This window comes from Streptomyces sp. 4F14 (genome assembly GCF_048159485.1).
Lineage (GTDB): Bacteria > Actinomycetota > Actinomycetes > Streptomycetales > Streptomycetaceae > Streptomyces.
Genome location: NZ_JBLRVY010000004.1, coordinates 279,094 through 301,398 on the forward strand (window position 1 = coordinate 279,094; position 22,305 = coordinate 301,398).

The window sequence follows — 22,305 nt, forward strand, 5'->3', positions numbered from 1 at the left end:
CCCTTCCCTCGGACGGAAATCGACTGGCGCGGGGCCCCGGGTTTCCGATCGAATCCTCCCCACTTCCCCACGACGCGCACAGTGCCGTCGAGGTGACCAGAGGAGCCGTCATGGCCACAGGTTCGACTCCGTTGCTCTTCCTGCACGGTTACTGGCACGGGTCCTGGTGCTGGACCGATGTCGTCGCCCGTGTCGCGGCGGCGGGGCGTGTGGCGGTGGCGGTGGACATGGCGGGGCACGGGCTGCGGGCCGGGCGTCCGGAGTGTCTCAGCAGACGCCCGTACGACGTGGGGGCGGTGGCGACCGAGGTCTCGCCGGTCGCGGGGGTGGACCTCGACGAGGCGGGAGAGTTGCTCGTCGCGCAGATCAAGGAACTCGGACGCGGCGCCCCCGTGACGGTGGTGGCGCACAGCATGGGCGGGACCGTGCTGACGCGGGCGGCCCAGCAGGTGCCCGACCTGGTGGCGCACGCCGTGTACCTCACCGCGTTCATGCCCGCCTCGGACGTACCGGCTCTCGCCTGCGCGCAACTCCCCGAGAACGAGGGCGACATGGTTGCCCCGGCCGTCCGGGCCGATCCCGCCGTGACCGGTGCCCTGCGGCTCGACCTGGCCTCGGACGATCCCGCCTACCGGCAGCGGCTGCGGGACGCGTTCTTCAACGACGTCGACCCGGCCGTCGCCGACGCGGCACTGGCGCTGATGAGTCCGGACGCCCCGGTCGGCATCGCGCTCCAGTCGACCACGCTGACCCACGAGGGCTGGGGCTCGGTGCCCCGCACGTACGTCACCTGCGCCCAGGACATGATCGTCCGCCCGGCCCTCCAGCAGAAGTTCGTCCTCGACGCGGACATCGCCTTCCCGGACAACCCGACCTCCGTGGTGGCGCTGGACTCCTCGCATTCGCCGTTCCTGTCGATGCCGGAGCAGGTGGCCGACATCGTCACGAAGCTGGGCTGACCGGCAAAGGCCGCGGCAGAAGGGGCGGCGGGGAGTGCGAGGGTTCCTCGTACTCCTCGTACGGAGAGCCGGACGCGGGTGTCGGCGTACACGATGGCCGCCTGGAGGGAGTCACGGCCGGCACCGACCGCGCCGAAGAGGACCTCGTTCAGGCAAGAGGGCGGCCCGCGCGCGATGCCGCCGTTGAGGATCCAGTCCCCGCCATGCGCATCCCGGCGGGGTTGCTGCCGAAGCACGGTCATGGGCCCCTACGCCGGCCTCTGCGTCCCCGCCTTCACCTGCCCCCTCACCGCGAACGGCTCCTTCCCCGGAGCGGATGTCCCCGTCACCGCCTTCGAGCAGATGGCGCTCCCCTCCCTCGCATGACTCGGCCTCGACTCACCGTTGGACAACGGGCGTTCAAACCCGCCGGGGACGTTTTGCCGGACCGGCAACAACGCTCGCGCGCGGCGGGGCCTCCGCTGAAGGATTGCCGGTGGTGCCCCGCCCGACGACCTACGGAGCCGCCATGTCACCGACGTCCGCCACGCACCGTCTGGTGCCCTCCCCCGCCGGCCGGATCCACCTGGTGGAGCAGGGCAGCGGGCCTCTGGTCCTGCTCGTGCACGGGTTCCCGGAGTCCTGGTACTCGTGGCGCCGTCAGCTCCCCGCGCTGGCCGCCGCCGGCTACCGCGCGGTGGCGGTCGACGTCCGGGGCTACGGCCGTTCCTCGCGGCCCGGCGCGGTGGACGCGTACCGGATGCTCGACCTGATCGAGGACAACGTCGCTGTCGTGCACGCCCTCGGCGAACGCGACGCGATCGTCGTCGGCCACGACTGGGGCGCGACGATCGCGGCCGACTCCGCGCTGGTGCGGCCCGACGTGTACCGCGCCGTCGCCCTGCTGAGCGTGCCGTACACGCCGCACGGCGGGCCGAAGCCGTCCGAGGTGTTCGCGGGGATGGGCGGGGAGGAGGAGCTGTACGTCTCCTACTTCCAGCGGCCCGGCCGCGCGGAGGCGGAGATCGAGCCCGACGTACGGGGCTGGCTCGCGGGCCTGTACGCGGCACTGTCCGGCGACGCCGGGCCCTCCGCCCTGAGCCCCCTGTTCGTCCGCCCCGGCGGCCGGATGCGGGACCGCTTCCCTGCGGGCAGCCTGCCGTCCTGGCTGACCGAGCGCGAACTCGACGTGTACGCAGGGGAGTTCGAGCGCACCGGCATGACCGGCGCCCTGTCCCGCTACCGCAACATGGACCGCGACTGGGCAGACCTCGCCCCGTACGCCGGCGCACCCCTCCCTCAGCCGTCCCTCTTCCTCGGCGGCTCCCTGGACGCCTCCACCACCTGGCTCACCGACGCGATCGAGGCGTTCCCCACGACGCTGCCCGCCCTTCACGCGTCGCACGTCCTCGACGGCTGCGGCCACTGGATCCAGCAGGAACGCCCCGAGGAGGTCAACCGCCTGTTGACCGGGTGGCTGGCGGTGGTGACGTCCTGACACCGGGGGACGCCCCGGTCTCTGCCCGCTCGGGCCGTCGGAAAAGCCCCGTGACAGGGGCACACGTGGTCAGGAACCCTGCGGGGCGATCTCGTACATGCCCGCTCCGTCGAGGTACCGCAGCGTGTTCAGGTCCCGTCTGAGTACCGCCTCGACCGGGTGACGCAGGCTCAGGACGACGGGATAGGCGAGGTCCCAGGTGGTGGCGACGATGTCCTGCCCCGGCCGGACCAGCACGGTCAGTTCGCGCAAGCTCTCCAGCGCGCGGACCTCGTCGAGGGCGCGGTAGGCGACGAGGCGCCCGGCGGCCGGGGAGACGAGGGCCGCCCACGCCGCGGCGGTTCTGCGGACGTACGGCGTGCCGGCGCGGGAGTGGAAGCGGTCCGGGTGGATGTACGCGTCGACGGACCGCTCCAGTTGGCCCTCGCCGATGGCGTCCGCGACATGGTAGGGCAGGCCGGACGGACGGGCACCGGCCTCCACCAGGCGCGGGCCGGTGGGGGTGAGCTTGATCTCCAGGTGGGCGGGGCCGTAGCGGATGCCGAGGGCGTCGAGGACCCGGTGGGCGTACGGGACGAGGGCGCCGACGTGCTGGTCGTCGCTGCGCAGCAGGATCTGGGCGACGGCGAGGTCACGGACGCCGTTGGCGGTGACGCGGTCGGTGCTCCAGACGTCGGTGACGGTGTGGACACCGGCGCAGCTCACGGTGTTGACGACGTACTCGGCGCCGGTCAGGTACTCCTGGGCGACGGCCTCGGTGACCGGCTCGCCCAGGGCGGAAACGGTGTTCATGAGGGCCGTGAGGGCGGCGGCCGAGTCGTCGGGGGTGTCGCAGAACGTCACCCCGTGCCCGAGGGCGCCGCGCAGGGGTTTGACCACGGCGGTCCGGCCGAGGTCGGTGTGCCAGGTGCGCAGCCGGTCCGCGTCGCCGGTGCGCAGCTGGCGCATCGCAGGGACGCCCGCCGCTCTGAGGAGTTCGATCTGTACGTACTTGTCGCGGCGGCCCGCGCTGAGCGCCGTCCCGTTGGTCGGCAGGCCCAGCCGCTCCGACAGGGCGTCGGCGAGTTCCACGCCGGACTCGCGGCCGGGCAGGACGGCGCGCGGGTTCAGAGCCGCCAGTCTCCGGGTCAGGGCGTCGAGGTCTCCCTCGTGGTGGAGGGTGTGGCTGAAGCGGGCCGGGGCGACGGGCGCGACGCCGGGCAGGAGACCGGGGGTGCTGCGGACGTGGACGACCTCGCCGCCGGCCGCGGCGAAGGCGTCCACGTAGCGGTGCGAGGTGCCGAAGGCGTCCACTACGGCGACCTGGAATGCGGGCATGGGGGTGCTTTCCTTCGGTGTCTCTGCCTCGGTGTCAGTCGAGGAACTCGGTGAGGCTGCGGCGGGCCGCGAGCAGCCGGTACACGGCGTTCGTGAGGACGCCCTGCACGGTGAAGCCGGAGGTGCCCGGGGCGCCCCGGCCGAGGACGTCGCGTTCGCCGGCCTGGGCGGCGATGGCCTTGCGGGTCGGCCTGGCGTCGGCGGCGAACGCCTCCGGCAGCGCCTTCCTGGTGATGCCGAGGTGCGCCATGCGGAAGTCGGTGAACGTGTCGATCACCCGCAGCAGCGTGGTGGCGGCGCGGTCGTCGAGCTTGAGCCGGCCGTCGAGCACGGCGTCCATGACGTTGTCGCCCTGCCCCGACAGCGTGCGCCACTCGGTGACGAGGGGTCTGGCCCAGGTCGGGAAGTAGGGCAGGGACTCGTCGAGGTAGACGCCGTACTGCGGGGTGGGCGGCAGCAGGACCAGTTCCAGCAGGTGCACGCTCGGCATGAACGCGCCGCTCGCACCGCGCGGGCCGCCCGGGTAGCTCATGTGGTATGGGCGGAACGCGTGGAACGCCTCGGTGGGCAGCCTGCCGTACTGGGCCATATGGGACCGGAAGTCGTCCAGGCTGTGGAGCGCTCCTTCGAGGAAGGCGGCCGTGCCCACAGCGTCGGGCTCCAGGACCAGCGCGCGCAGCAGGTCGAAGGCGATCCTGGCGGGTGGCTCCGCGAGGTGGTGGCCGAGGTAGAAGTCGCGTTCCAGGAGCCCGAGGCGGCTTTCGGAGAAGACCCTGATGTCTCCGGTGCGGTCCCACTCGGCGCAGTTGACGTCGATGAGCGTCTCGTAGCTCAGGTACAGGTCCAGCATGGGGAACCGGGCGCGCTGCGCGGCGACGGCGTCCAGCAGGGGGCGCGGGAACGCCGACGGGCCGGCCGGGAGGTAGCCGTTCAGCATGAACAGCAGGTCGAGCTGGAGCAGGGCGGCGGAGTCGGCGTCGGTGACCTGCGGTATGCCGTCGTCGAGTTCGCGCAGGATGCGGCACTGCTTCGCCGCGAGCTCTCCGTAGGTCCCGCGGCCGTGGGCGACGGCGGTCAGGTCGGCGGGCAGGTGGCCGAGCACGTAGGGCGCGAGCGGGGAGCGCGACGGGGACGTCCTGGTGCGCGCCGGGGTGTGACGCGGGTACTCCGTACGGGAGAACAGGTCCGTCTTCTTCACGGCCGGCCTCCGGCGCGGGCGGGCCGCCGGGTCGCCGGGAGCGTCTGCACGCCGTACGCCGTCACGCCTGTTCTCGGCCTGGGGTTCTCCGGTCCGGCCGCGCGTTCTCGTGCGGGAGAGCGCAGGATCAGGTCCCGCGCCGGCTGTTGCCCGGGGAGGGGTGAGCGGCCTGGGGCGACGGACTGGGTGGTTCGCACGGTCTCATACCTTCCGGTCAGGGGTGGGGGGGCGCACGGTGCGTCGGGCCTGGCCTCGCCGGCCCGGACGGTGGCTTTCAGTGGGTGATGGTCTGGAACTCGGTGTAGGTGCCGAGGCCCGCCGGGCCGAACTCGCGGCCGATCCCGCTGTCCTTGAAGCCCCCGAACGGGCCGTCGAAGGTGAAGGGGGCGCCGTTGACCGTGACGGTTCCGGTGCGCAGCCGGCGGGCGACCGCCCGGGCATGGTCCGCGTCGCGCGACCACACGCCGCCGGACAGGCCGTACGGGGAGTCGTTCGCGATCCGTACGGCGTCGTCCTCGTCGTCGTAAGGGATGACGACGAGGACCGGGCCGAAGATCTCCTCCCGGGCGACGCGCATCGTGTTGTCGACGTCGGCGAAGAGGGTGGGGGTGACGTAGTTGCCGTGCTCCAGGCCCTCGGGGATCTGCGGTCCGCCAGTGACCAGGCGGGCGCCCTCCTCGATGCCGAGGCGGATATAGGTGCGCACGCGCTGTTGCTGGCCGGGACTGACCAGAGGGCCGAGGTAGGTACCGGGGTCGTTCGGGTCGCCCACCGTCAGCGACTCGACCAGTTCCTTGAGCGCGGTGACGACCTCCTCGTACCGCTCGCGCGGTGCGAGGATCCTGGTCTGGGCGACGCACGACTCGCCGTTGTTGAGGAGGGCGGCGGACTTCAGTCCCGCGACGGTCTCGCCGAGGTCGGCGTCCGGCAGAACGACGGCGGCGGACTTGCCGCCGAGTTCCAGGCTGACCCGCTTGAGCCGCTCCCCCGCGATCGAGGCGATACGGCGGCCGGCCCGGGTCGAGCCGGTGAAGGCGATCTTGTCGACCTCCGGGTGCGACACCAGGTACTCGCTGGTGTCGCGGTCGGCGGGCAGGACACTGACGACACCCTCGGGCAGCCCCGTGCGCTCCAGCAGTCCGGCCAGGAAGTTCATGCTCAGCGAGTTCTCCGGGGACACCTTGAGGACCACGGAGTTACCGGCCAGGAGCGCCGGGAGGAGCTTCGACGTAGCCGAGGAGAACGGCGAGTTCCACGGGATCACGGCCGCGACGACGCCGACCGGCACACGCAGGATCACCCCTTGAACCGGTGATTTCGCATCGGAGGGTGTCACTGCCTCCTCCCAGGCGAAGTCCTCGGCGGCCTTCAGGTAGGCGTTCGCCTGGAGCGTCAGGCTCGCCTGTCCGGCGCGGGTGAACCAGAGCGGCGAGCCGTTCTCCAGCGTGATCAGCCGGGCGATCTCCTCCGCGTCCCGCTCACGCAGGGCGTCGAAACGGCGCAGGAGCGCTGTCCGGTGGGCGGGCGGGGTGTCGCGCCAGGTTCCCTTGTCGAACGAGGTCCGCGCGGCGGACAGGGCGCGGTCGATGTCCGCCGGCCGCGCCTGGGCCGCGCGGCCGACGATCGAGCGGTCGTGCGGCGAGACGAGGTCGAGGAGGGCCGGGTCGCTCGGCTTCTCCCAAGAACCTCCGATGAAGAGCCGGTCGTGGACGTTCACGCGTCTCCCTCTCCTTCCATCTGCCGAGCACCGTGCGGTGACGGCTGCAGAAGGAGCGTGGCAGGTATGCACGTCACCGGTCAAACCGGTGACGTGTCGGGGAGGCGAAAACCGGCCGGACCTATCCGCCCCCTCGCCGGAGGACGGGACATCCCGATCACACGCTGCTGACACGGGGATCCGGGGCTTCACCGCGATCCAGCGGCGGGGGACCTTCGGCCGGCACACGACAGGGTCGCTCCCGGCACCGAGTGGAAGCTGACCGGTTCAGTCCCGTCGAAGCCCCTTCTGGACCGGCTCGACGACGCCTCGACGCCCTGACACCCCGGGCTCCGGACACGTTCACGGGATTGCAGGAACTCGTCAGTATCCGGACGGGGCGAGGACGTCACGCCCCTGCCGTGGACGCGTGCGTTCGCGGGTCAGCCGGTCAGGCCTGCTTGGCGAAGGCCCGCGCGAGGAGCAGGCGGCGCGGTGCGCTCACGCGGCCGACGGTGCCGGCTCGGGCCTGGCGTCGGTCGCCGCCGCGCACCGCTACCGCGCGTAGGCATGCAGGGGCGTGTCCGCCTTGGCGCTGCCGGCCTCGAATCCGGTTCGGGTGCAGGCGGGTTCGACGAGGATCGAGCGGATGCCGTGTTCGCGGACCTCGCGGTCGAGGGACTCGGAGTAGCCCTCGATCGCACACTTGGAGGCGGCGTGGACGGCCATGCACGGCTGGGACATGAAGCCGAGGACTGACGAGATGCTGATGACGCATCCGTACTTGCGGGCCCGCAGGCGCGACAGGACAGCCGTCACCGAGCGCCTGACCCCGAAGACGTTGCAGTCGAAGACGGCCCGGACCTGCTCGACACGGGTTTCCTCCACGCCGCCCGGCGAGCCGACGCCGGCATCATCGACCAGGACGTCGATCCGCCCGAACCGCTCGATCGCCTCCTGGACCACGCCGGAACCCGCCGCGACCAGCGCGAGTGCGGTCACCTTCCCGACGCCGCAGGACACATCCGTCATGAGTGCCGTCGGCCGCCCTGTCACCATCTCGCCCCACACACAGAAAACCGATCAGTTTCCATCATTGCAAACCGATCGGTCTCTACCGACAAGTCCGAGACCCCGGACGAACGGAACGACGCCCGATCGGCCGGCAGATCCCAGCACGCCGAGCTCCAGATCTCCGGCCAAGCACAGGACGCCGTCCCGCCCCGCCACAGCGAATGCAGGCCATCACCGGCCGTACGCCTCTCCGCCCAGTCGGTCAGAGGTCGAGGACCAGGCGGTTCCCCTTGGCCCGGGAGACGCAGATCATCATGGTGTCGCCAGCGGCGCGCTCCTGCTCGTCCAGTACCGAGTCACGGTGGTCGATCTCGCCGGACAGCACCTTGGTCTCGCAGGTCCCGCAGATCCCCTCCTCGCACGAGGTCATCACCGGCACGCCCGCGTTCTCGACGGCTTCGAGGACGGACATGCCCTCGGAGACCGTCAGCGTCCTGCCGGACCGGGCCAGTTCGACCTCGAAGGTGGTGAGCGGCTCGGCGGCGAGGTCCTGTTTCGGGGCGAAGCGCTCCAGGTGCAGAGTTCCGCTCGGCCACTTCTCACAGCCGGCCTCGACGGCCGCGAGCAGCGGTTCGGGACCGCAGGTGTAGACGACGGCCTTCCGCTGCGGCTTGCCGAGCAGCGCGGGCAGGTCCAGCAGCCCGTACTCGTCCTGGGGCCGCAGGCTCACCCGCTTCCCGTAGGCCCGTTGCAGCGTCTCGCCGAACGCCATCGAGGCCCGGGTGCGGCCCCCGTAGAGGAGGGTCCAGTCGGCGCGGGTCGCGTTGACGGCGGCGATCATCGGCAGGATGGGGGTGATCCCGATGCCGCCCGCGATGAACAGGTACTTCTTGGCCTTCACGAGCGGAAAGTGGTTGCGGGGCCCGTGTACGCGTACCGGTTCGCCTTCCGCGAGGGCGTCGTGCACGTGACGTGACCCGCCCCGGCTCTCCGGCTCCCGCAGGACCGCGACCTGGTAGCGGGAGCGGTCCGCCGGGTCCCCGCACAGCGAGTACTGCCGGACCAGACCGGCTCCCAGTACGAGGTCGATATGGGCTCCGGGCTGCCATTGCGGCAGCGGACGGCCGTCCGGGGCGCGAAGGGTCAGCAGGACGACGCCATCGGCCACCGTTTCCTTGCGTTCCGCCACGAGGTCGAGTCCGACGTCGATGCTGGGCGTGCTCATGAGCTGCCTTTCCTTGTCTCGCCGTACAGAAGCGTGCTGGTCGGGTCCGGTCAGGACGGGAAGCACCGTCCGAAGTCGCGCAGCAGTCGGGGGGAGCCGTGCAATTTGATCTGCCGGCGCACCAGCGCCCACGCCAGCGTCGACGGCTTGGCGAGGAAGGCCAGCCAGGTGCGCGTGTCGGCGGTGACCCGGAGATCCGCCTCGCCGTGGTGCCCCTCGGCGACGTCGAGTTCGCGGTCGCGGATGGTCACGGTGATCTGCCGGGACTCGTCGCCGGTGAAGGTGAAGTGGTAGGTGGCGGACATGTCCTTGGCCTGTTCGCGCTGGAAGATCAGCGGCAGGCCCTCCACCAGGCCGTCGATGCTGTGCGCGCGCAGGCTCATCGCCACGTGCTTCGTCCGCTTGTTGGGGAACCGGGCGGCCACGTGCTGTTCGGCGTCGGAGCCCTCGACGACGTAGACGGTCTCCTCCTTGTCCGTCAGCGGGCGTACGACCTGGGTCAGGTGTGCCTTGCGGTCGTCCAGCCAGGGGCCGATGACGTCTTCCCCGGCCGGGCAGACCGACATGCAGTAGGCGGCTTTGTAGTTGGCGCCGAAGGACAGGCTCTGCCACATCGAGGCGCTCTCGCTGTCGCTGACGCGCGCCCGGTAGTCGTGGGCGTCACGGCTCTCGGCCACCTGCTCGGCCCAGTCGCCGAAACCGCCCATGAACTCGCGGTAGTTGTGCGTGTAGCAGGCGGAGAAGTTGAAGTGGCCGTCGGAGGCGATAGCGCCGGTCGGGCAGGCCGTCACGCACAACTTGCATTCCAGGCAGGGGTTGTACTCGATCGGCCGGGTGTATTCGCTGACCTCGGCATCGACGAGGATCGTGCCCAGCAGGACGAAGTTGCCGAACTTCGGGTGGATGACGTTGCGGTGGATTCCCATCTTGCCGAGCCCCGCCGCCACGGCGACCGGCTTGTGCGAGACGACCCACGCCTTCCTGGGGAACTTGTCCATCTCCATGGGAAAGCCCATCGCGGGGTTGATGGCCCGTACGCCCAACGCTTCGAGTTCGCCCACCACTTGGCGGCCGATCTCGTTGGTGTGGTCGCCGGTGTGATGGAACTCCAGGTTGGCGACCGAGCGCGCCGGGGTGCGGATGTTCTGCCGGTTCATCCGGGTCACGAAGCTGATCAGCGTCCGGACGCCCGGCAGCGCGGCGTCCAGGTCCTCTCGCTGGTCGGCGATGTCCGGCCGGCCGATCTCGACGAAGCCGACGTCGTCCGCTCCCGCGTCGAGACACAACTGGCGCAGCCACGACGCGTCCAGCGGTTCGGCGGGCCGGGCGGCGGTGCGGTCGCGGCTGCGGGCCTGGACGACGGTGGGGTGGTCTTCGAGCCTGTTCCTGGCCATCGAACGTCACCTCATGGGGGGAGAGTGATTGCAAGTTTTATTAAGCAACTCGCACCCTAGCCAAGTGAGTTGCATGAAGCAACTCACGATGAACCATGATCATCGGCCGGGTCGACGGTCACACCGTTCGGCGCGACGTCACCCCGGACCGGGCGACCGGCGTTTCACACGTCAGGCCGGCGCATCCGTGAGCGCCGGGCCGGGAAGCAGGTCGACGGCGTCCGCCCCCACCGTCTGCTCGCACCGGGTGCACACGAGCCGTTCCCTGACGTCTCCCCCGCACCCCACATGGCTCGCGATCCGCGGCGGGCCGGCCGGATCCGCGGCGTGCTCGTCACCCCAGTGCATCAGGCCGAGAATCGCGGCGAGCAGATCCCTGGTCTTCTCGGTGGGCCGGTACTCGTAGCGGGCGGGCCGCTCCTGGTAGCAGACCCGCTCCAGCAGCCCGTCGTCGACGAGCTTGGAGAGCCGGTTGGTGAGGACGTTGCGGGCGATCCCGAGACTGTCCTGGAACTCCTCGAAGCGGCGCAGACCGAGTTGCGCGTCGCGGATGATCAGCAAGGTCCAGCGCTCCCCCACGACTTCCAGAGTCCGGGCGATGGAGCACAGTTGACTGTCGTACATACGGCCCAACATGCTGCGAACCTAGCACGTTGCTTCACGCAACCGAGAGCGTCGAGCCGCGCCTGTCCGACCGTCAGACGTGCCGCATCGCACCCATGGCCTGAACGACCCGGCGGCGGGCAGGAGCCTGCCCGTCAGCGCCAGGGCCCGGCCGTTGGTGAGCAGCGACGGGGGCGCGGAGCGGCGGTCGAGGGTGTCCAGGGCCTTCTTGGCGACGTACTCGGCGGAGACGCGTTTCGTGCCGTAGTCGGCCGACTGGCTGCCGGCGGCGTCGAAGAACTCGCTGTCCATCACGCCGGGGCACACGGCCAGGACACGCAGCCCGCTGCCGCGGGTCTCCTCCCACAGCGACTCGGTGAAACCGAGGACGAAGGCTTTGGTGGCGCCGTAGACGCTCAGGTACGGGGTCGGCTGGAAGCCCAGGAGGCTCGCGACGTTGATCAGGATGCCGGTGCGGGCGGCGGTGAGCGGTTCGAGGTAGGCGCGGCTGAGGTCGACCAGGGCGCCGACGTTCAACGCGATCATGCTCTGGAGGCGGTCGGGGTCCTCGTCCGCGAAGCCGGCGTTGTCGACCAGCCCGGTGGCGTGGATCCCGCGCGCTTCGAGGCCGGCGCGCAGGGTGCGGCCGGCGCCGGGCTCGCCGAGGTCGCGGGCGATGGCGGTCACGGTGACGCCGTGGGCGCGGGCGAGTTCGGCGGCCAGTTCCTCCAGCCGGTCGGCGCGGCGGGCGACGAACAGACCCGCGCGGTGATGCGCTCCCTGCTCGCCGGAGCTGTTCGCCGCCCAGGGCTACGACGCCACCACGGTCGACGAGGTGGCCGCCGCGGCCGGTGTCTCCCGGCGGACCCTGTTCGACTACTTCCGCGCCAAGGAGGACCTGGCCCTCAGCGGCCTCGACCAGCAGGGCGAACTGATCGCCGCGCGACTCGCCGGACGCCCCGCCGACGAGGACCCCTGGTCGGCGCTGCGCGCGGCGTTCCAGGTGCTCGACGAGATCGAGACCAGCGCCGAGAGCAGCCTCGAAGTGATGACGCCCCTGTTCGGGAACGACTCCCTGCGCGCCGGGCACGCCGAGAAGCAGGCCCACTGGCAGGACCTGTTCACACCGCTGATCGAGCCACGGCTGCCCGCCTCCGACCGCCGCACCCTCCAGGCTCGCGCGATCACGGCCTCGGCGATCACCTGCATGCAGGCCGCCTCACAGGAATGGACACGCCTGCGCGGGCAGGCCGACCTGTTCGATCTCTACGACACGGCGGTGCACGCCGTCCGCGGCCTCACCTGACGGGCTGCCCCTCAGCGGCCGATCTTCACCCGCACCCCCGCCACCAACCTCCGCACCCCGTCCGCGTAGTACGTCTCGGGATCGGCGCAGTCCGCGAACACGTCGGCGGCGGCGATGACGCGGGGATGGCGGGCCGGGTCGAGGGCGAGAAGGCGGGCGCGGCGTTCGCGTACCGACTGGCCATGGGCCTGGACGTCGTCCGTGCCGGTCGTGCGGCCGGGTTCGCCGGTGACGAGGGCCACGAGGGCCGAGAGGAGGAACTGACTGGCCGAGGCGGCTTCCTGAGGGGTGTGGCCCTCGTCGCCGAGGCGGGTCAGGACGGACTCGACGACGTCGCGTCCGGCGTCGCAGTCCAGGATGCGGCGGGCGGCAAGCGGGGCAAGGACGGGATGCGTGCGCAGGAGGGCGACGAACTCGGTAAGAATCTCCTCCAGACCCCGTTCCGGCCCGCCCCCCACGCGCTGCGCCTGCGCCAGCACCGCATCCCCCAGCGCATCGAGCAGCGCGTCCTTGTCGCTGAAGTGCGCGTAGATCGCCATCGGCGACACCCCGTGCCGCTGCGCCAGACGCCGGATCGTCACGGCGTCCAAGCCCTCCGCGTCGGCGAGTTCGGTCGCGCCGGCCACGAGGACCGGGCGGGAGAGGCCGGCCCGGCGGCCCCGGCCCTGCGAGGGAGAGGTCATCGCGGTCTCCGCTTCCTTCCTGACGGGCGTGCGCCCCGGGTGCGGCCGGGGCTCACCCACCGTACGCGATCAGGGGTCGGCGCTGTTCAGGGCATCTGTACGACCACCTTGCCCTTGGCGCGGCCGGTCTCCAGGTAGGCGAAGGCGTCCGCCGCCCGCTCCAGCGGGAACGTCCGGTCCACGACGGCCCGTACGTGTCCTTCGTCGACGAGGTCGGCGAGGGTGCGCAGGTCCGTTCCGCTGGGCCGCATCATCAGGAAGCGGTAGCCGACGCCGTGCGCCTTGGCCTGGCGGCGGGTCTTCGCGCTCATCACGGAGAACAGTCCGGCGAGAACGAAGCCCGCACCGAGGTCCTTGCGGGCGGTGAGGGGTTCGGGCACGCCGCCGACGGACACCACCGTCGTACCGGACCTGACGACGCCGAAACTGTCCGTCAGATCCTGCCCGCCGACCAGGTCGAAGACGCCGTCCATGCCGCTCAGGACGTCCTTGAAGCGGGTGGTCTTGTAGTCGATGACCCGCTCCGCGCCCAGCGAGCGCACCAGTTCCTCGCCGGCGGACGATGCCGTGGTCGTCACGTGCGCGCCCATCCATACGGCGAGCTGGATGGCGTACGTCCCCACTCCCCCGGCGCCGCCGATGATGAGGATCCGCTGGCCCGGCCGTACGCGCATCTCGTCCCGCAGCGCCTGGAGCGCCGTCAGTGCGGCCAGCGGCAGCCCCGCCGCCTGGTCGAAGTCGAGCTTCTCGGGCATCGGCGCGACCAGGTCAGCGGCGACGGTCGCGTACGGGGCGAGGGCACCGAGGCGGTTCGGATCGACACGGGTCATCACCCTGTCGCCGACCTCGAACCCCTCGACACCGGCCCCCATGCCTTCCACGACACCGGCCAGCTCGGAGCCGGCGACCACCGGAAGAGGCAGCCGGTGGATCACCTTGAGCTGCCCCTCCCGGATCTTGTAATCAACGGGGTTCAGCCCCGCCGCGCGCACCCGGATCAGCAGCTCCCCGGCCCCCGGCACGGGCTTCGGGACCTCCCTCAGCTCCATGACGTCCGGCTTCCCGTACTTGGTCAACACGTATCCCCGCATCGCACCGCTCCTCGTCCTGGTTCGGGCACGCTCGGCGCGCGCCTCTTCCGCCGTACATGTATAGCGTACATGTACGGCGTACATAACCACGGCATGTGCCAGGGCGCGCGGGCTACGGGGGCGGTCTGGACGCGGTCAGGACCGCCCTGCCGGCCGTACCGGGACGAGATGGTCCGCGACGCCGCGCAGTTTCTCGCAGGTCTCCTCGTGTTCCCGGTCGGGTGTGGAGTGGCGGACGATCCCGGCGCCGGCCTGGAGCCAGCAGTGGCCGCCCCGCCGGAAGACGGTGCGCAGGACGAGGGCGGCGTCGAGGGTGCCGTCGGCGTCGCAGGTGAGGACCGCGCCCGCGTACAGGCCGCGCGGTCCGCCTTCGAGGTCGCGGATCAGGGGGTAGGCGGGGGCTTTGGGGATGCCGGTGGCGGTGACGGCGGGGAAGAGCGCGGCGAGCGCCTGCCAGGGGCCGAGGCCGGGGCGCAGTCGTCCGGTGACGGTGGAGGCGAGGTGCTGGACGGTGCCGCGGGGGACGACGGTGAGGTAGTCGCTGACGTACGTGTCGTTGCAGGCGGCGGCGATGTCCTCCAGGGCGAGTTTCACGGAGATGGCGTGCTCGTGGATCTCCTTGGGGTCGCCGAGGAGTTCGGCGCGCAGGCGGGCGTCCTCGGCGGGGTGTCCGGTGCGGGCGCGGGTGCCGGCCAGGGGGCGGGTGGTGACGCGGCCGTCGGAGGTGACCTCGGCGACCGTCTCGGGGCTGAAGCCGGCGGCCTGGATCCCGCCGAGGTCGAGGAGGAAGGAGCGGGCGGGGGTGTTGGCGCGGCGTCCGGCCAGGTAGGTGGCGACGAGGTCCACGTCGGCGGCGACGGGGACGCGCCGGGAGAGGATCACCTTCTCCAGCGGTCCGGGGGCACGCAGTTCGACCAGGGCCGCCGCGACCGCCGCCCGGTAGTTCCCGGTGTCCTCCAGGGACAGCACGAGCGGCTCGGGCGGCTTCGGTTCGGCGCCGGGACCGGCGTTCACCAGGCGGATCAGCGCGTCCAGCCGGTCGGGGTCCACGGACCGGACGAGCACCTCGCCGTGCCGGGCCCGTACCTCCTCGGCCGGCACGATGAGGTGCAGCAGCGTGCCGAGGCCGGCCGGGTCGGCTCCGGCGAGCGCGGGCCCCAGCTCGAACACCGCCCACCCGTAGGCACGCCAGCCGTCGACCGGCAGACCGGCCAGTTCCTCCCCGACCTGGGCGAGGTCACCCGGCGGTCTGTCTCTGAGCCGTACGTCGGCCAGGGCGCCGCCGGCCAGCGCCCACTCGCCGTCGTTCTCGTACACGACGTACGGCGCGAACCGGCCGGTGCGCACCAGGCGTGCCATCAGGTCGGGCGGTTGCTCCGCCAGCGGCAGGCGGGCCTCCCGGTAGTGCCGTCGGGTCATTGTGGCTCCTCGTGGGGGCGGCGGCCCCGGGCGCTGATCAGGGGGTACGAGTTGACGGTGAACGCCGGGTCGGCCAACAGGGCCCTGAACTCGGCGAGTTCGGTACCGCTCACGCCGATCGTGTCGGCGATCTGGTCGACGTTGACGCGGTGCAGCGCGATCCCGGCGCCGCCGCCGTGCCACGCCTCGGCGTAGGTGGTCGCGGTCAGGTCGGTCAGCCCGGCCCGCGCCATCGCCCCGAGGACCCGTCGGCCCCAGAGGGGGTCGGCGCCGGCGTCCCGGAGGAGGTCCATCACCGCGGTGTGGACCTTCTCGAAGAGGGTGGCCGCGGCGGCGTCCGGGGCGTGCAGGACGGGGGTCCAGCCGCAGTCGAACTCCTCCAGCACCAGCCGGCCGCCGGGCTTGAGGGCGGCCACGAGGCGGCGCAGCACCTGGTGGCGTTCGGGCAGGTGCAGGAGGACCAGACGGGCGTGGACGAGGTCGTAGGCGTCCGGCGGAAGCGGGTCGCGGACGATGTCGTGGCGCTGCGGGCGTACATGGTCGGGCCATGCGTGGCCGTCGGACCAGCGGGGTTCGAGGTCGGTGACCGTCACCTGGCCGTCTGGGCCGACCCGTTCCCCGAGCCAGGCGCCCAGCGAACCGCCGCCCCGCCGACCTCCAGGCAACGCCAGCCCTCGGCGAGCCCGGTCAGCTCCAGCTGGCGGCGCGATATGGGGTCGTAGGACGTCTCCAGGGCGGTGGAACGTCCGGCGACCTGGGCGCAGGTGTTGTCGAACAGGTACACGGCGCACCTCCGGGTCGTGGCCCTCGCGGCCATCGATCACAGAGTCGCCCTGACGCCCGCCCCTCCGGAACAGAGTGAGCGCCCCGTTCCGGTGCACTTCGGCGCCTTCATACAAGTCACATCACTCCGTACGCGCCCGTCACCCCTGCGGCGCGTCCCCGAAGTCCGGGATCTGGAGGCGTGCTCCGCCCTGGCGGGCGGAGTCGTGGGCGATGACGCCGGGGAGGGTGTAGCGGGCGGCCTGCCAGGCGTTGACCGGGGGGAGGGTGCGGGTGGTGACGGCGGTGACGAAGTCGTCGACGAGGAAGTGGTGGCTGCCTTCGTGGCCGTTGTGGAGGTGGTCGAAGGCGCGGGGCAGGCGGGTGCGGTCGTGGACGGGGGCGGAGCCGGAGGTGAAGGCGGCGCGCAGGTCGGGGGCGATGTGCTGGAGCGAGGGGTCGTCGGGGGACAGCGTGGGCTTGGGTTCGAGGAGTTCGCTGATGTCCGTGACCCCCTGCTTGTCCTGCCACAGGGCGACCGTCGCGAGCTGTTCCATGCTGGCCTCGGTGCCGAAGAACCGGAACCGTGACTCCCGGATGTGGGAGGGATAGCCGACGCGCCGGAACTCGTTCGTACGGAACGACCCGCCGCCCGCGACCTCGAACAGCGCGGTCGCGTTGGAGACGTCGTTGCCGAACTGGCTGACCGCCTTGTCGAACACCCCGTCGCCCCGCTCGTCCACGACGCCGAGCGCGGACACGCTGACCGCGTGGGTCTGCCAGGCGCCGAGCACCCCGCCGACGGCGTGGGTCGGGTACAGGAGGGGCGGATAGCTGGCGGTGGCCTTCCAGTTGGCGCCGCCGCTGTACCGGTACGCCTCGTAGAACCCGAGGTCCATGTCGTGGACGTAGTCGCCCTCGGCGTAGAAGAGCCGTCCGAAGGCGCCCTTGGCGATCTGGTCGCGGGCGTGCACGGTCGCCGGGTTGTACTGGCTGGTCTCCCCCATCATGTACGTCAGCCCGGTCGCCCGGACGGCGTCGATGATCGCCGCGATCTCCTCGGTGCTGACGGCCATGGGCACGGCGGAGTAGACGTGCTTCCCGGCGCCGAGCGCCTGGACGACGAGCGGGCCGTGGGTCCAGCGCTGGGTGAAGATGGCGACGGCGTCGACGGCCTTCGACTCCAGCATGGCGTCGTACGTGGGGAAGGTGCCCGAAAGCCCTTGTGCGGCGGCGAGTTGCTCGGCCCTTTCGGGCAGCAGGTCGGTGACGTAGACGTCGCCGACGCCGGGGTGGGCCTGGAAGAGGGTGGCGAACTGGCCGGAGAACTGGCCTGCGCCGACGATGCCGAGCGAGAACGTCATGGGGTGCGTGCCCTTCATGGGTCGGGGGGTCACTGGGAGAGGATCAGGTTGATCTGGCGGTTGGTCTCGTCCAGTCCGCTGACCGGTTTCCCGTTGGCGTAGATGTCCTGCATGGCCGGGCGCATGAGCGCGTACACGTCGGCCGCGTAGTTCGTGATCGGGAAGGAGAAGGTCGTGAAGTCCTTCGTGTCGGTGACCGGCCGGGTGAAGGCGCTGACGTCGATGCCCTTCTTCCGGTAGGCCGCGACGGCCGCCCGGGTGCCCTCGGGGGTGGCCGGGAAGACGATGCCGTACTCCCCCACCGCCTTCTGGCAGGCGTCGGAGGACAGGTACTTCACCCATTTCAGGGCGCCGGGCAGGTTGCGGGCCTTGCGGGTGACCGAGTCGGCGAGGCCGTTCATCATGGTGGCGCGTTTCCCGGTGGGGCCCGCGGGCGGGACGGCGGTGGCGGCGTCCAGGTTCTTCGCGGCGGCGTACGTCGAGATCATCCAGGCGCCGTCGAACGCGGCGGCGGCCTTGCCGGAGGAGACCTGGACGTTCGCCGGGTTGGAGACGGAGTAGGTGCTGAAGGGGGCGAGGTAACCCTTCTCGGCGAGCCCGAAGTACCAGCGGACGACGGACTGGAACGTCTCGCTGTCGTACTGGTACTCGGTGCCCCAGCGTTTCTCGTCGGTGTAGGTCCAGCCGGCGGAGGCGGCGAAGGTGCTCCACTGGGTCTGGCCGTCGGCGTCTCCGGCGCCGCCGCTGGCGAGGCCGTACACCTTGACATGGTGTCGGTCGAAGCCGGGTTCGTCGCCCCGGCGGCCCTTCTCGTCGACGGTGAGGCGGGCGATGGCCTTCTCGAAGGTGCCGCCGTCCCGGGGGTTCCAGGAGAGGTCGTTGAGCTGTGCGGCGGTGAGGCCGGCCGCCTTCGTGTAGCGGGTGTTGTAGAAGAGGGCGACGGTGTCCCAGTCCTTCGGGGCGCCGTAGCGGCGGCCGTCCTGGCCGGTCCAGTTGTCGGCGAGGCCCGGCTGGTAGGCGGCGGGGTCGAGGCCGTCGATGGGCTGGAGCACCTTGAGGTCGGCGAACTGGCCGAACTTCTGGACGTGGTCGGTGAACACGTCGGGCTGGGTGCCGGCGATGAAGCTCGCAGTCAGCTTGGTCCAGTAGTCCTCCCAGCCCAACTGGGTGATCTTCACGTGCAGTTCGGGGTTCTCCCGCTCGAAGGCCCGCGCGCACGCCTGGTAGGCGGGCAGCTGGTTGGCGTCCCACAGCCAGTACGTCACCGTGTCCGACGACGCCCCCGCGCCCGCTCCGCAGGCCGCCGTCAGGGACAGCGCCAGCGCTCCGGTCAGCGCCCTCGCTCCGCGTCTCCGCATGTCCGTGTCCCCTCTACTTGATTCCGGTGAAGCCGATGGAGCCGACGATGCGGCGGGCGCTGAACGCGAACAGCAGCAGCATCGGCAGGGCCGTGATGAGGGTGGCGGCCATCAGGCCCGACCAGTCGGTGCCGGACTGCGGGCTCTGGGACCGGAAGACGGCGAGCGCCACGGTCAGGACCCGTGAGCTGTCGCTGTAGGAGACCATCAGGGGCCAGAAGTAGTCGTTCCAGGCGGTGATGTACGTCAGGACGGCCAGGGTGAGGACCGGCCCGGACGCCATCGGCAGGAGCACCCGGAAGAAGATCCGCACCTTGCCCGCGCCGTCGAGGAGGGCGGCCTCCTCGACCTCGGTGGGGATGTTCATGAAGAACTGGCGCAGGAAGAACACCGCGAACGGCGTCATGAACATCGTCGGCAGGGCGATCCCGGGCAGGGTGTCGATCAGGCCGAGGTCCTTGATGAGGACGAAGTTGGGCAGCAGCGTGAACAGGGCCGGGACCATGAGGCCCGCGAGGAACAGGCCGAACACCGCGTCCCGGCCGCGCCAGCGCAGCCGGGCGAAGGCGTAGGCGGCCATCGAGGAGAAGAAGATCTGGCAGCCGGTGACCAGGGTCGAGACGGTCACGGAGTTGAGGAGGTAGCGCCAGAACTTGAGCCCGCCGCCCGAACCGCCCTGTGCGATGGCCTCTTTCGCCGACTGGAGGCCCAGTGCGCGGGCGAAGCCGGAGCCGGTGAGGCCGACGGGCAGCGGGTCGGTGGGGTGGGCGGTGAGTCCGGCGTTGGTGGACAGCGCGGTGCGCAGGATCCAGTAGAACGGCAGCAGGGTGATCAGGACGATCAGTCCCAGCGCGGTCCAGGCCAGGGCCCGGCCGGGGGAGAACCTGCGCGCGGGCGGACGTATGCCGGTCATGTCGGGCTCCTTCCGTCAGCCGAGGTCGGTGCGGCCGGCCCGGGTGAGCCGGTACTGCAGGACGGTGATCGCGCTCAGGACGACCAGCAGGGCGACCGACATCGCGGACGCGTAGCCGATCTGGAAGCGGCCGAAGGCGGATTGGTAGATGTAGAGCTGGAGCACGTCGGTCGCGTTCGCCGGGCCGCCGCCGGTCGTCACGGCGACGGTGTCGAAGACCTGGAACGACCCGATGACCGTCATGATCAGGACGACCGCGAGGACCGGGCGCAGCAGCGGCATCGTGATCCGCCAGAACATCCGCCACTCCCCCGCGCCGTCCACCCGGGCGGCTTCGTACAGGGTGTCCGGGATGGCCTGGAGCCCGGCGAAGAGCAGCAGCGCGGTGTAGCCGACGTGCCGCCACACGTTGATCAGGGCGATCGTCGGCAGGGCCCAGGTCTCGTCGGCGAGGAAGGGGATGCGGTCGAGGCCGAGCGCGGTGACGATCTCGTTGCCGATGCCGATCTGGGTGTCGAGGATCCACAGCCAGACGACGCCGGCGACGACGTTCGACATCAGGTACGGCGCGAGCACGATCCCGCGCAGGGTGGCGGAGCGGGTCAGGCGCTGGAGGAGGACGGCTATCGCGAGGGCGGTGACGGTCTGCACGCCGATGTTCATGAACACGTAGGCGACCGTGACCTTCAGTGAGTTCCAGAAGATCGGGTCGCGCGCCATGCGGACGTAGTTGTCGAGGCCGGTGAACTCGGCCGGGGTGAGCAGGTTGTAGCGGGTGAAGCTGAGGTAGACGCCCCGCAGGGTGGGCCAGAGGAGGAACACGGTGAAGCCCAGCAGGGCGGGGGCGAGGAACACGGCGGCGAGGCGGCCGTCGCCTCGTGCTGGGGGACTGGTCATAGGGCGACTCCCTAGGTCTGCGGTGGCTCACCCTGCCGCCACATACTTTTGAGCCGGAAGTATGTGACGTCAAGAGGCGTGCACAAACCTTCCCCGGTGAGCCGTTCTCGACCTAAGCTGGCCCCAGTTGCTTTCACAGCAGAAGAAATCATGTGAGGGTCCGCGTCCATGACCACAACCGCCAGCTGGCTGCCGCTGAGCCCCGGAGAACGCTCGGTGGCGATCGAGGTGCTCGGCCACGGCCCGCTCTCGCGCACCGAACTCGCCCGCCGCCTCGGCCTCTCCCAGGGCAGCCTCACCCGGCTGACCAAGCCGCTCATCGAATCGGGCCTGCTGGTCGAGGTCCCCGAGGCGGGCGCCCCGGCCGGACTGCGCCAGGGGCGTCCCTCCCAGCCGCTGGACATCGTCGCCGAGTCCCGCTCCTTCCTCGGCTTCAAGATCACCGCCGACATGGTGTACGGCGTCGTCACCACCCTCAGGAGCGAGGTCGTCGACCGCCTCGACCTCCCCCTCACCGGCCACGACCCGGACGACGTCGCCGACCTGCTGGCCGAGATGACCGCCGAACTCGCCCTGCGCCACCCGTCCCTCGCCGGGATCGGCATCGGCGTGGGCGGTCTCGTCCACGACCGGGCCCTGGTGAAGGAGTCCTCGTTCCTCGGGTGGCGCGACGTACCGCTCGCCGCGCTCGTCGAGACGCGCACCGGGCTGCCGGTGGTCGTCGAGAACGACGTCGCGGGGCTGGTCGAGGCGGAGACCTGGTTCGGCGCGGGCCGGGGCCTCGACCGCTTCGCCGTGCTGACCATCGGCGCCGGGATCGGCTACGGCCTCGTCCTCGGCGGCCGGCGAGTGCCCTCCACGGAGGAGGACCGCGGCGTCGGCCGCCACTGGATCGTCGCCTCCGACGGCCCCCTCACCCCCGACGGCGAACGCGGCAGCGCCGTCTCCCTCCTCACCATCCCCAGCATCCGCTACCAGCTCCGAGCCGCCACCGGCGACGACCTCACCTACGAGGAGATCCTCGCCCTCGCCGCCCAAGGCCACCCCATGGCCGCCCGCGTCATCACCGAGGCCGCCCGCGCCCTCGGCACCCTCGTCGCCCAGATCGCCAACTTCGCCCTCCCCCAGAAGATCCTGCTCGCCGGGGAGGGCGTCGGCATCATGGACGCGGCCGGGGAGACGGTCCGGGAGACGATCCGCGCCAACCGGCACCCCCTGGCCGCGCCGGTCGACCTGGAGACGAAGGTGTCCGACTTCCACGACTGGGCCCGGGGGGCGGCTGTGCTGGCCATTCAGATGCTGGTGCTGGGGGCGGCTTCCTGAAGAACCGGCCGGGGCGCCAGCGCGGGATCAGCGGGACGTGCCGGCGTAGGTGAGGCCGAAGCCGTAGGGGAACAGCGGGTCGTAGGTGGAGTCGCCCACGGTCATGGGAAGTTGGGCGACCGTCTTCATCCAGGTGCGGGGGAGCTTCCCGCCCCGCCAAAAGGACACGAGGAAGAACATCACGAACCGTTCGGTGAACCCGGCGTCCCTGCCGGCCTCTTCAGCCAGGAAGATGCGCACACTGCCGTCGGCCTCCAGGCCGTGGTGACACATCGGCCGGTCCGGCCCGACCGCCCGGGCACCGGG

The 22,305-nt window shown here is 71.1% G+C and carries 22 protein-coding genes and 1 pseudogene; 5 read left to right on the forward strand and 18 right to left on the reverse strand.

The window, feature by feature from the left end; genetic code table 11:
• Positions 1-110: 110 nt before the first annotated feature.
• From ACLZOT_RS08370 to ACLZOT_RS08380, 3 genes are all read left to right on the forward strand, one after another.
• A complete protein-coding gene (locus tag ACLZOT_RS08370) occupies positions 111-959 on the forward strand; it encodes an alpha/beta fold hydrolase (RefSeq protein ID WP_416968119.1) in 849 nt (282 codons plus the stop codon).
• 240 nt (positions 960-1,199) lie between these two features.
• Positions 1,200-1,325 (forward strand): hypothetical protein, encoded by a 126-nt coding sequence (locus ACLZOT_RS08375; RefSeq protein ID WP_416968120.1) that lies wholly within the window; start codon positions 1,200-1,202, stop codon positions 1,323-1,325.
• Between the two features lie 142 nt (positions 1,326-1,467).
• Positions 1,468-2,436 carry an alpha/beta fold hydrolase gene (locus ACLZOT_RS08380; protein ID WP_416968121.1) on the forward strand — a complete coding sequence of 323 codons (969 nt, stop codon included), beginning with the start codon at positions 1,468-1,470 and terminating at the stop codon, positions 2,434-2,436.
• 69 nt (positions 2,437-2,505) lie between these two features.
• On the opposite strand, the gene ACLZOT_RS08385 is transcribed toward ACLZOT_RS08380, so the two are convergent.
• From ACLZOT_RS08385 to ACLZOT_RS08420, 8 genes and pseudogenes are all read right to left on the reverse strand, one after another.
• Complete coding sequence (locus ACLZOT_RS08385; RefSeq protein WP_416968122.1) at positions 2,506-3,753, reverse strand: ATP-grasp domain-containing protein; 1,248 nt, start codon at positions 3,751-3,753, stop codon at positions 2,506-2,508.
• Positions 3,754-3,787: 34 nt separating this feature from the next.
• Positions 3,788-4,951, reverse strand: a complete 1,164-nt coding sequence (locus ACLZOT_RS08390; protein WP_416968123.1) for a hypothetical protein — start codon at positions 4,949-4,951, stop codon at positions 3,788-3,790.
• Between the two features lie 274 nt (positions 4,952-5,225).
• Positions 5,226-6,668, reverse strand: a complete 1,443-nt coding sequence (locus ACLZOT_RS08395) for an aldehyde dehydrogenase (protein WP_416968124.1) — start codon at positions 6,666-6,668, stop codon at positions 5,226-5,228.
• A gap of 534 nt (positions 6,669-7,202) precedes the next feature.
• Entirely contained in the window at positions 7,203-7,679 is a 477-nt protein-coding gene (locus tag ACLZOT_RS08400) for an SDR family NAD(P)-dependent oxidoreductase (protein ID WP_416968125.1), read from the reverse strand.
• A 244-nt stretch (positions 7,680-7,923) separates the two neighbouring features.
• Positions 7,924-8,886: a PDR/VanB family oxidoreductase gene (locus tag ACLZOT_RS08405; protein ID WP_416968126.1), complete on the reverse strand. Its 963-nt coding sequence runs from the start codon at positions 8,884-8,886 to the stop codon at positions 7,924-7,926.
• Between the two features lie 50 nt (positions 8,887-8,936).
• Complete coding sequence (locus ACLZOT_RS08410; protein ID WP_416968127.1) at positions 8,937-10,280, reverse strand: SCP2 sterol-binding domain-containing protein; 1,344 nt, start codon at positions 10,278-10,280, stop codon at positions 8,937-8,939.
• A gap of 171 nt (positions 10,281-10,451) precedes the next feature.
• A complete protein-coding gene (locus ACLZOT_RS08415) occupies positions 10,452-10,916 on the reverse strand; it encodes a winged helix-turn-helix transcriptional regulator (protein ID WP_416968128.1) in 465 nt (154 codons plus the stop codon).
• A 9-nt stretch (positions 10,917-10,925) separates the two neighbouring features.
• Positions 10,926-11,645 (reverse strand): annotated as a pseudogene (locus ACLZOT_RS08420) (SDR family NAD(P)-dependent oxidoreductase); the annotation flags it as partial.
• A gap of 31 nt (positions 11,646-11,676) precedes the next feature.
• On the opposite strand from ACLZOT_RS08420, the gene ACLZOT_RS08425 reads away from it, so the two are divergent.
• Complete coding sequence (locus ACLZOT_RS08425) at positions 11,677-12,189, forward strand: TetR/AcrR family transcriptional regulator (RefSeq protein WP_416968320.1); 513 nt, start codon at positions 11,677-11,679, stop codon at positions 12,187-12,189.
• 11 nt (positions 12,190-12,200) lie between these two features.
• Here ACLZOT_RS08425 and ACLZOT_RS08430 read toward each other — a convergent pair whose 3' ends face one another.
• From ACLZOT_RS08430 to ACLZOT_RS08470, 9 genes are all read right to left on the reverse strand, one after another.
• Positions 12,201-12,872 carry a TetR/AcrR family transcriptional regulator gene (locus ACLZOT_RS08430; protein ID WP_416968129.1) on the reverse strand — a complete coding sequence of 224 codons (672 nt, stop codon included), beginning with the start codon at positions 12,870-12,872 and terminating at the stop codon, positions 12,201-12,203.
• A gap of 86 nt (positions 12,873-12,958) precedes the next feature.
• Complete coding sequence (locus ACLZOT_RS08435; RefSeq protein WP_416968130.1) at positions 12,959-13,963, reverse strand: NADP-dependent oxidoreductase; 1,005 nt, start codon at positions 13,961-13,963, stop codon at positions 12,959-12,961.
• A 135-nt stretch (positions 13,964-14,098) separates the two neighbouring features.
• Positions 14,099-15,382 (reverse strand): salicylate synthase, encoded by a 1,284-nt coding sequence (locus ACLZOT_RS08440; RefSeq protein WP_416968131.1) that lies wholly within the window; start codon positions 15,380-15,382, stop codon positions 14,099-14,101.
• Positions 15,379-15,975 carry a methyltransferase domain-containing protein gene (locus ACLZOT_RS08445; protein ID WP_416968132.1) on the reverse strand — a complete coding sequence of 199 codons (597 nt, stop codon included), beginning with the start codon at positions 15,973-15,975 and terminating at the stop codon, positions 15,379-15,381. The genes ACLZOT_RS08440 and ACLZOT_RS08445 overlap by 4 nt, the downstream gene beginning before the upstream one ends.
• Entirely contained in the window at positions 15,972-16,199 is a 228-nt protein-coding gene (locus tag ACLZOT_RS08450) for a hypothetical protein (RefSeq protein ID WP_416968133.1), read from the reverse strand. The genes ACLZOT_RS08445 and ACLZOT_RS08450 overlap by 4 nt, the downstream gene beginning before the upstream one ends.
• A 106-nt stretch (positions 16,200-16,305) precedes the next feature.
• The gene (locus tag ACLZOT_RS08455; protein WP_416968321.1) at positions 16,306-17,508 is read right to left on the reverse strand and encodes a Gfo/Idh/MocA family protein; all 1,203 of its coding nucleotides are present in this window, start codon (positions 17,506-17,508) and stop codon (positions 16,306-16,308) included.
• Between the two features lie 29 nt (positions 17,509-17,537).
• Positions 17,538-18,866 (reverse strand): ABC transporter substrate-binding protein, encoded by a 1,329-nt coding sequence (locus tag ACLZOT_RS08460; protein ID WP_416968134.1) that lies wholly within the window; start codon positions 18,864-18,866, stop codon positions 17,538-17,540.
• A 13-nt stretch (positions 18,867-18,879) separates the two neighbouring features.
• The gene (locus ACLZOT_RS08465; protein WP_416968135.1) at positions 18,880-19,779 is read right to left on the reverse strand and encodes a carbohydrate ABC transporter permease; all 900 of its coding nucleotides are present in this window, start codon (positions 19,777-19,779) and stop codon (positions 18,880-18,882) included.
• Between the two features lie 15 nt (positions 19,780-19,794).
• Positions 19,795-20,676: a carbohydrate ABC transporter permease gene (locus ACLZOT_RS08470; RefSeq protein ID WP_416968136.1), complete on the reverse strand. Its 882-nt coding sequence runs from the start codon at positions 20,674-20,676 to the stop codon at positions 19,795-19,797.
• Positions 20,677-20,844: 168 nt separating this feature from the next.
• On the opposite strand from ACLZOT_RS08470, the gene ACLZOT_RS08475 reads away from it, so the two are divergent.
• Positions 20,845-21,999 (forward strand): ROK family transcriptional regulator, encoded by a 1,155-nt coding sequence (locus ACLZOT_RS08475; RefSeq protein WP_416968137.1) that lies wholly within the window; start codon positions 20,845-20,847, stop codon positions 21,997-21,999.
• 27 nt (positions 22,000-22,026) lie between these two features.
• Here the strand turns inward: ACLZOT_RS08475 and ACLZOT_RS08480 are convergent, their stop codons facing one another.
• Positions 22,027-22,272, reverse strand: coding sequence for a hypothetical protein (locus ACLZOT_RS08480; RefSeq protein WP_416968138.1), 246 nt, complete (start codon positions 22,270-22,272; stop codon positions 22,027-22,029).
• Between the last annotated feature and the right edge of the window lie 33 nt (positions 22,273-22,305).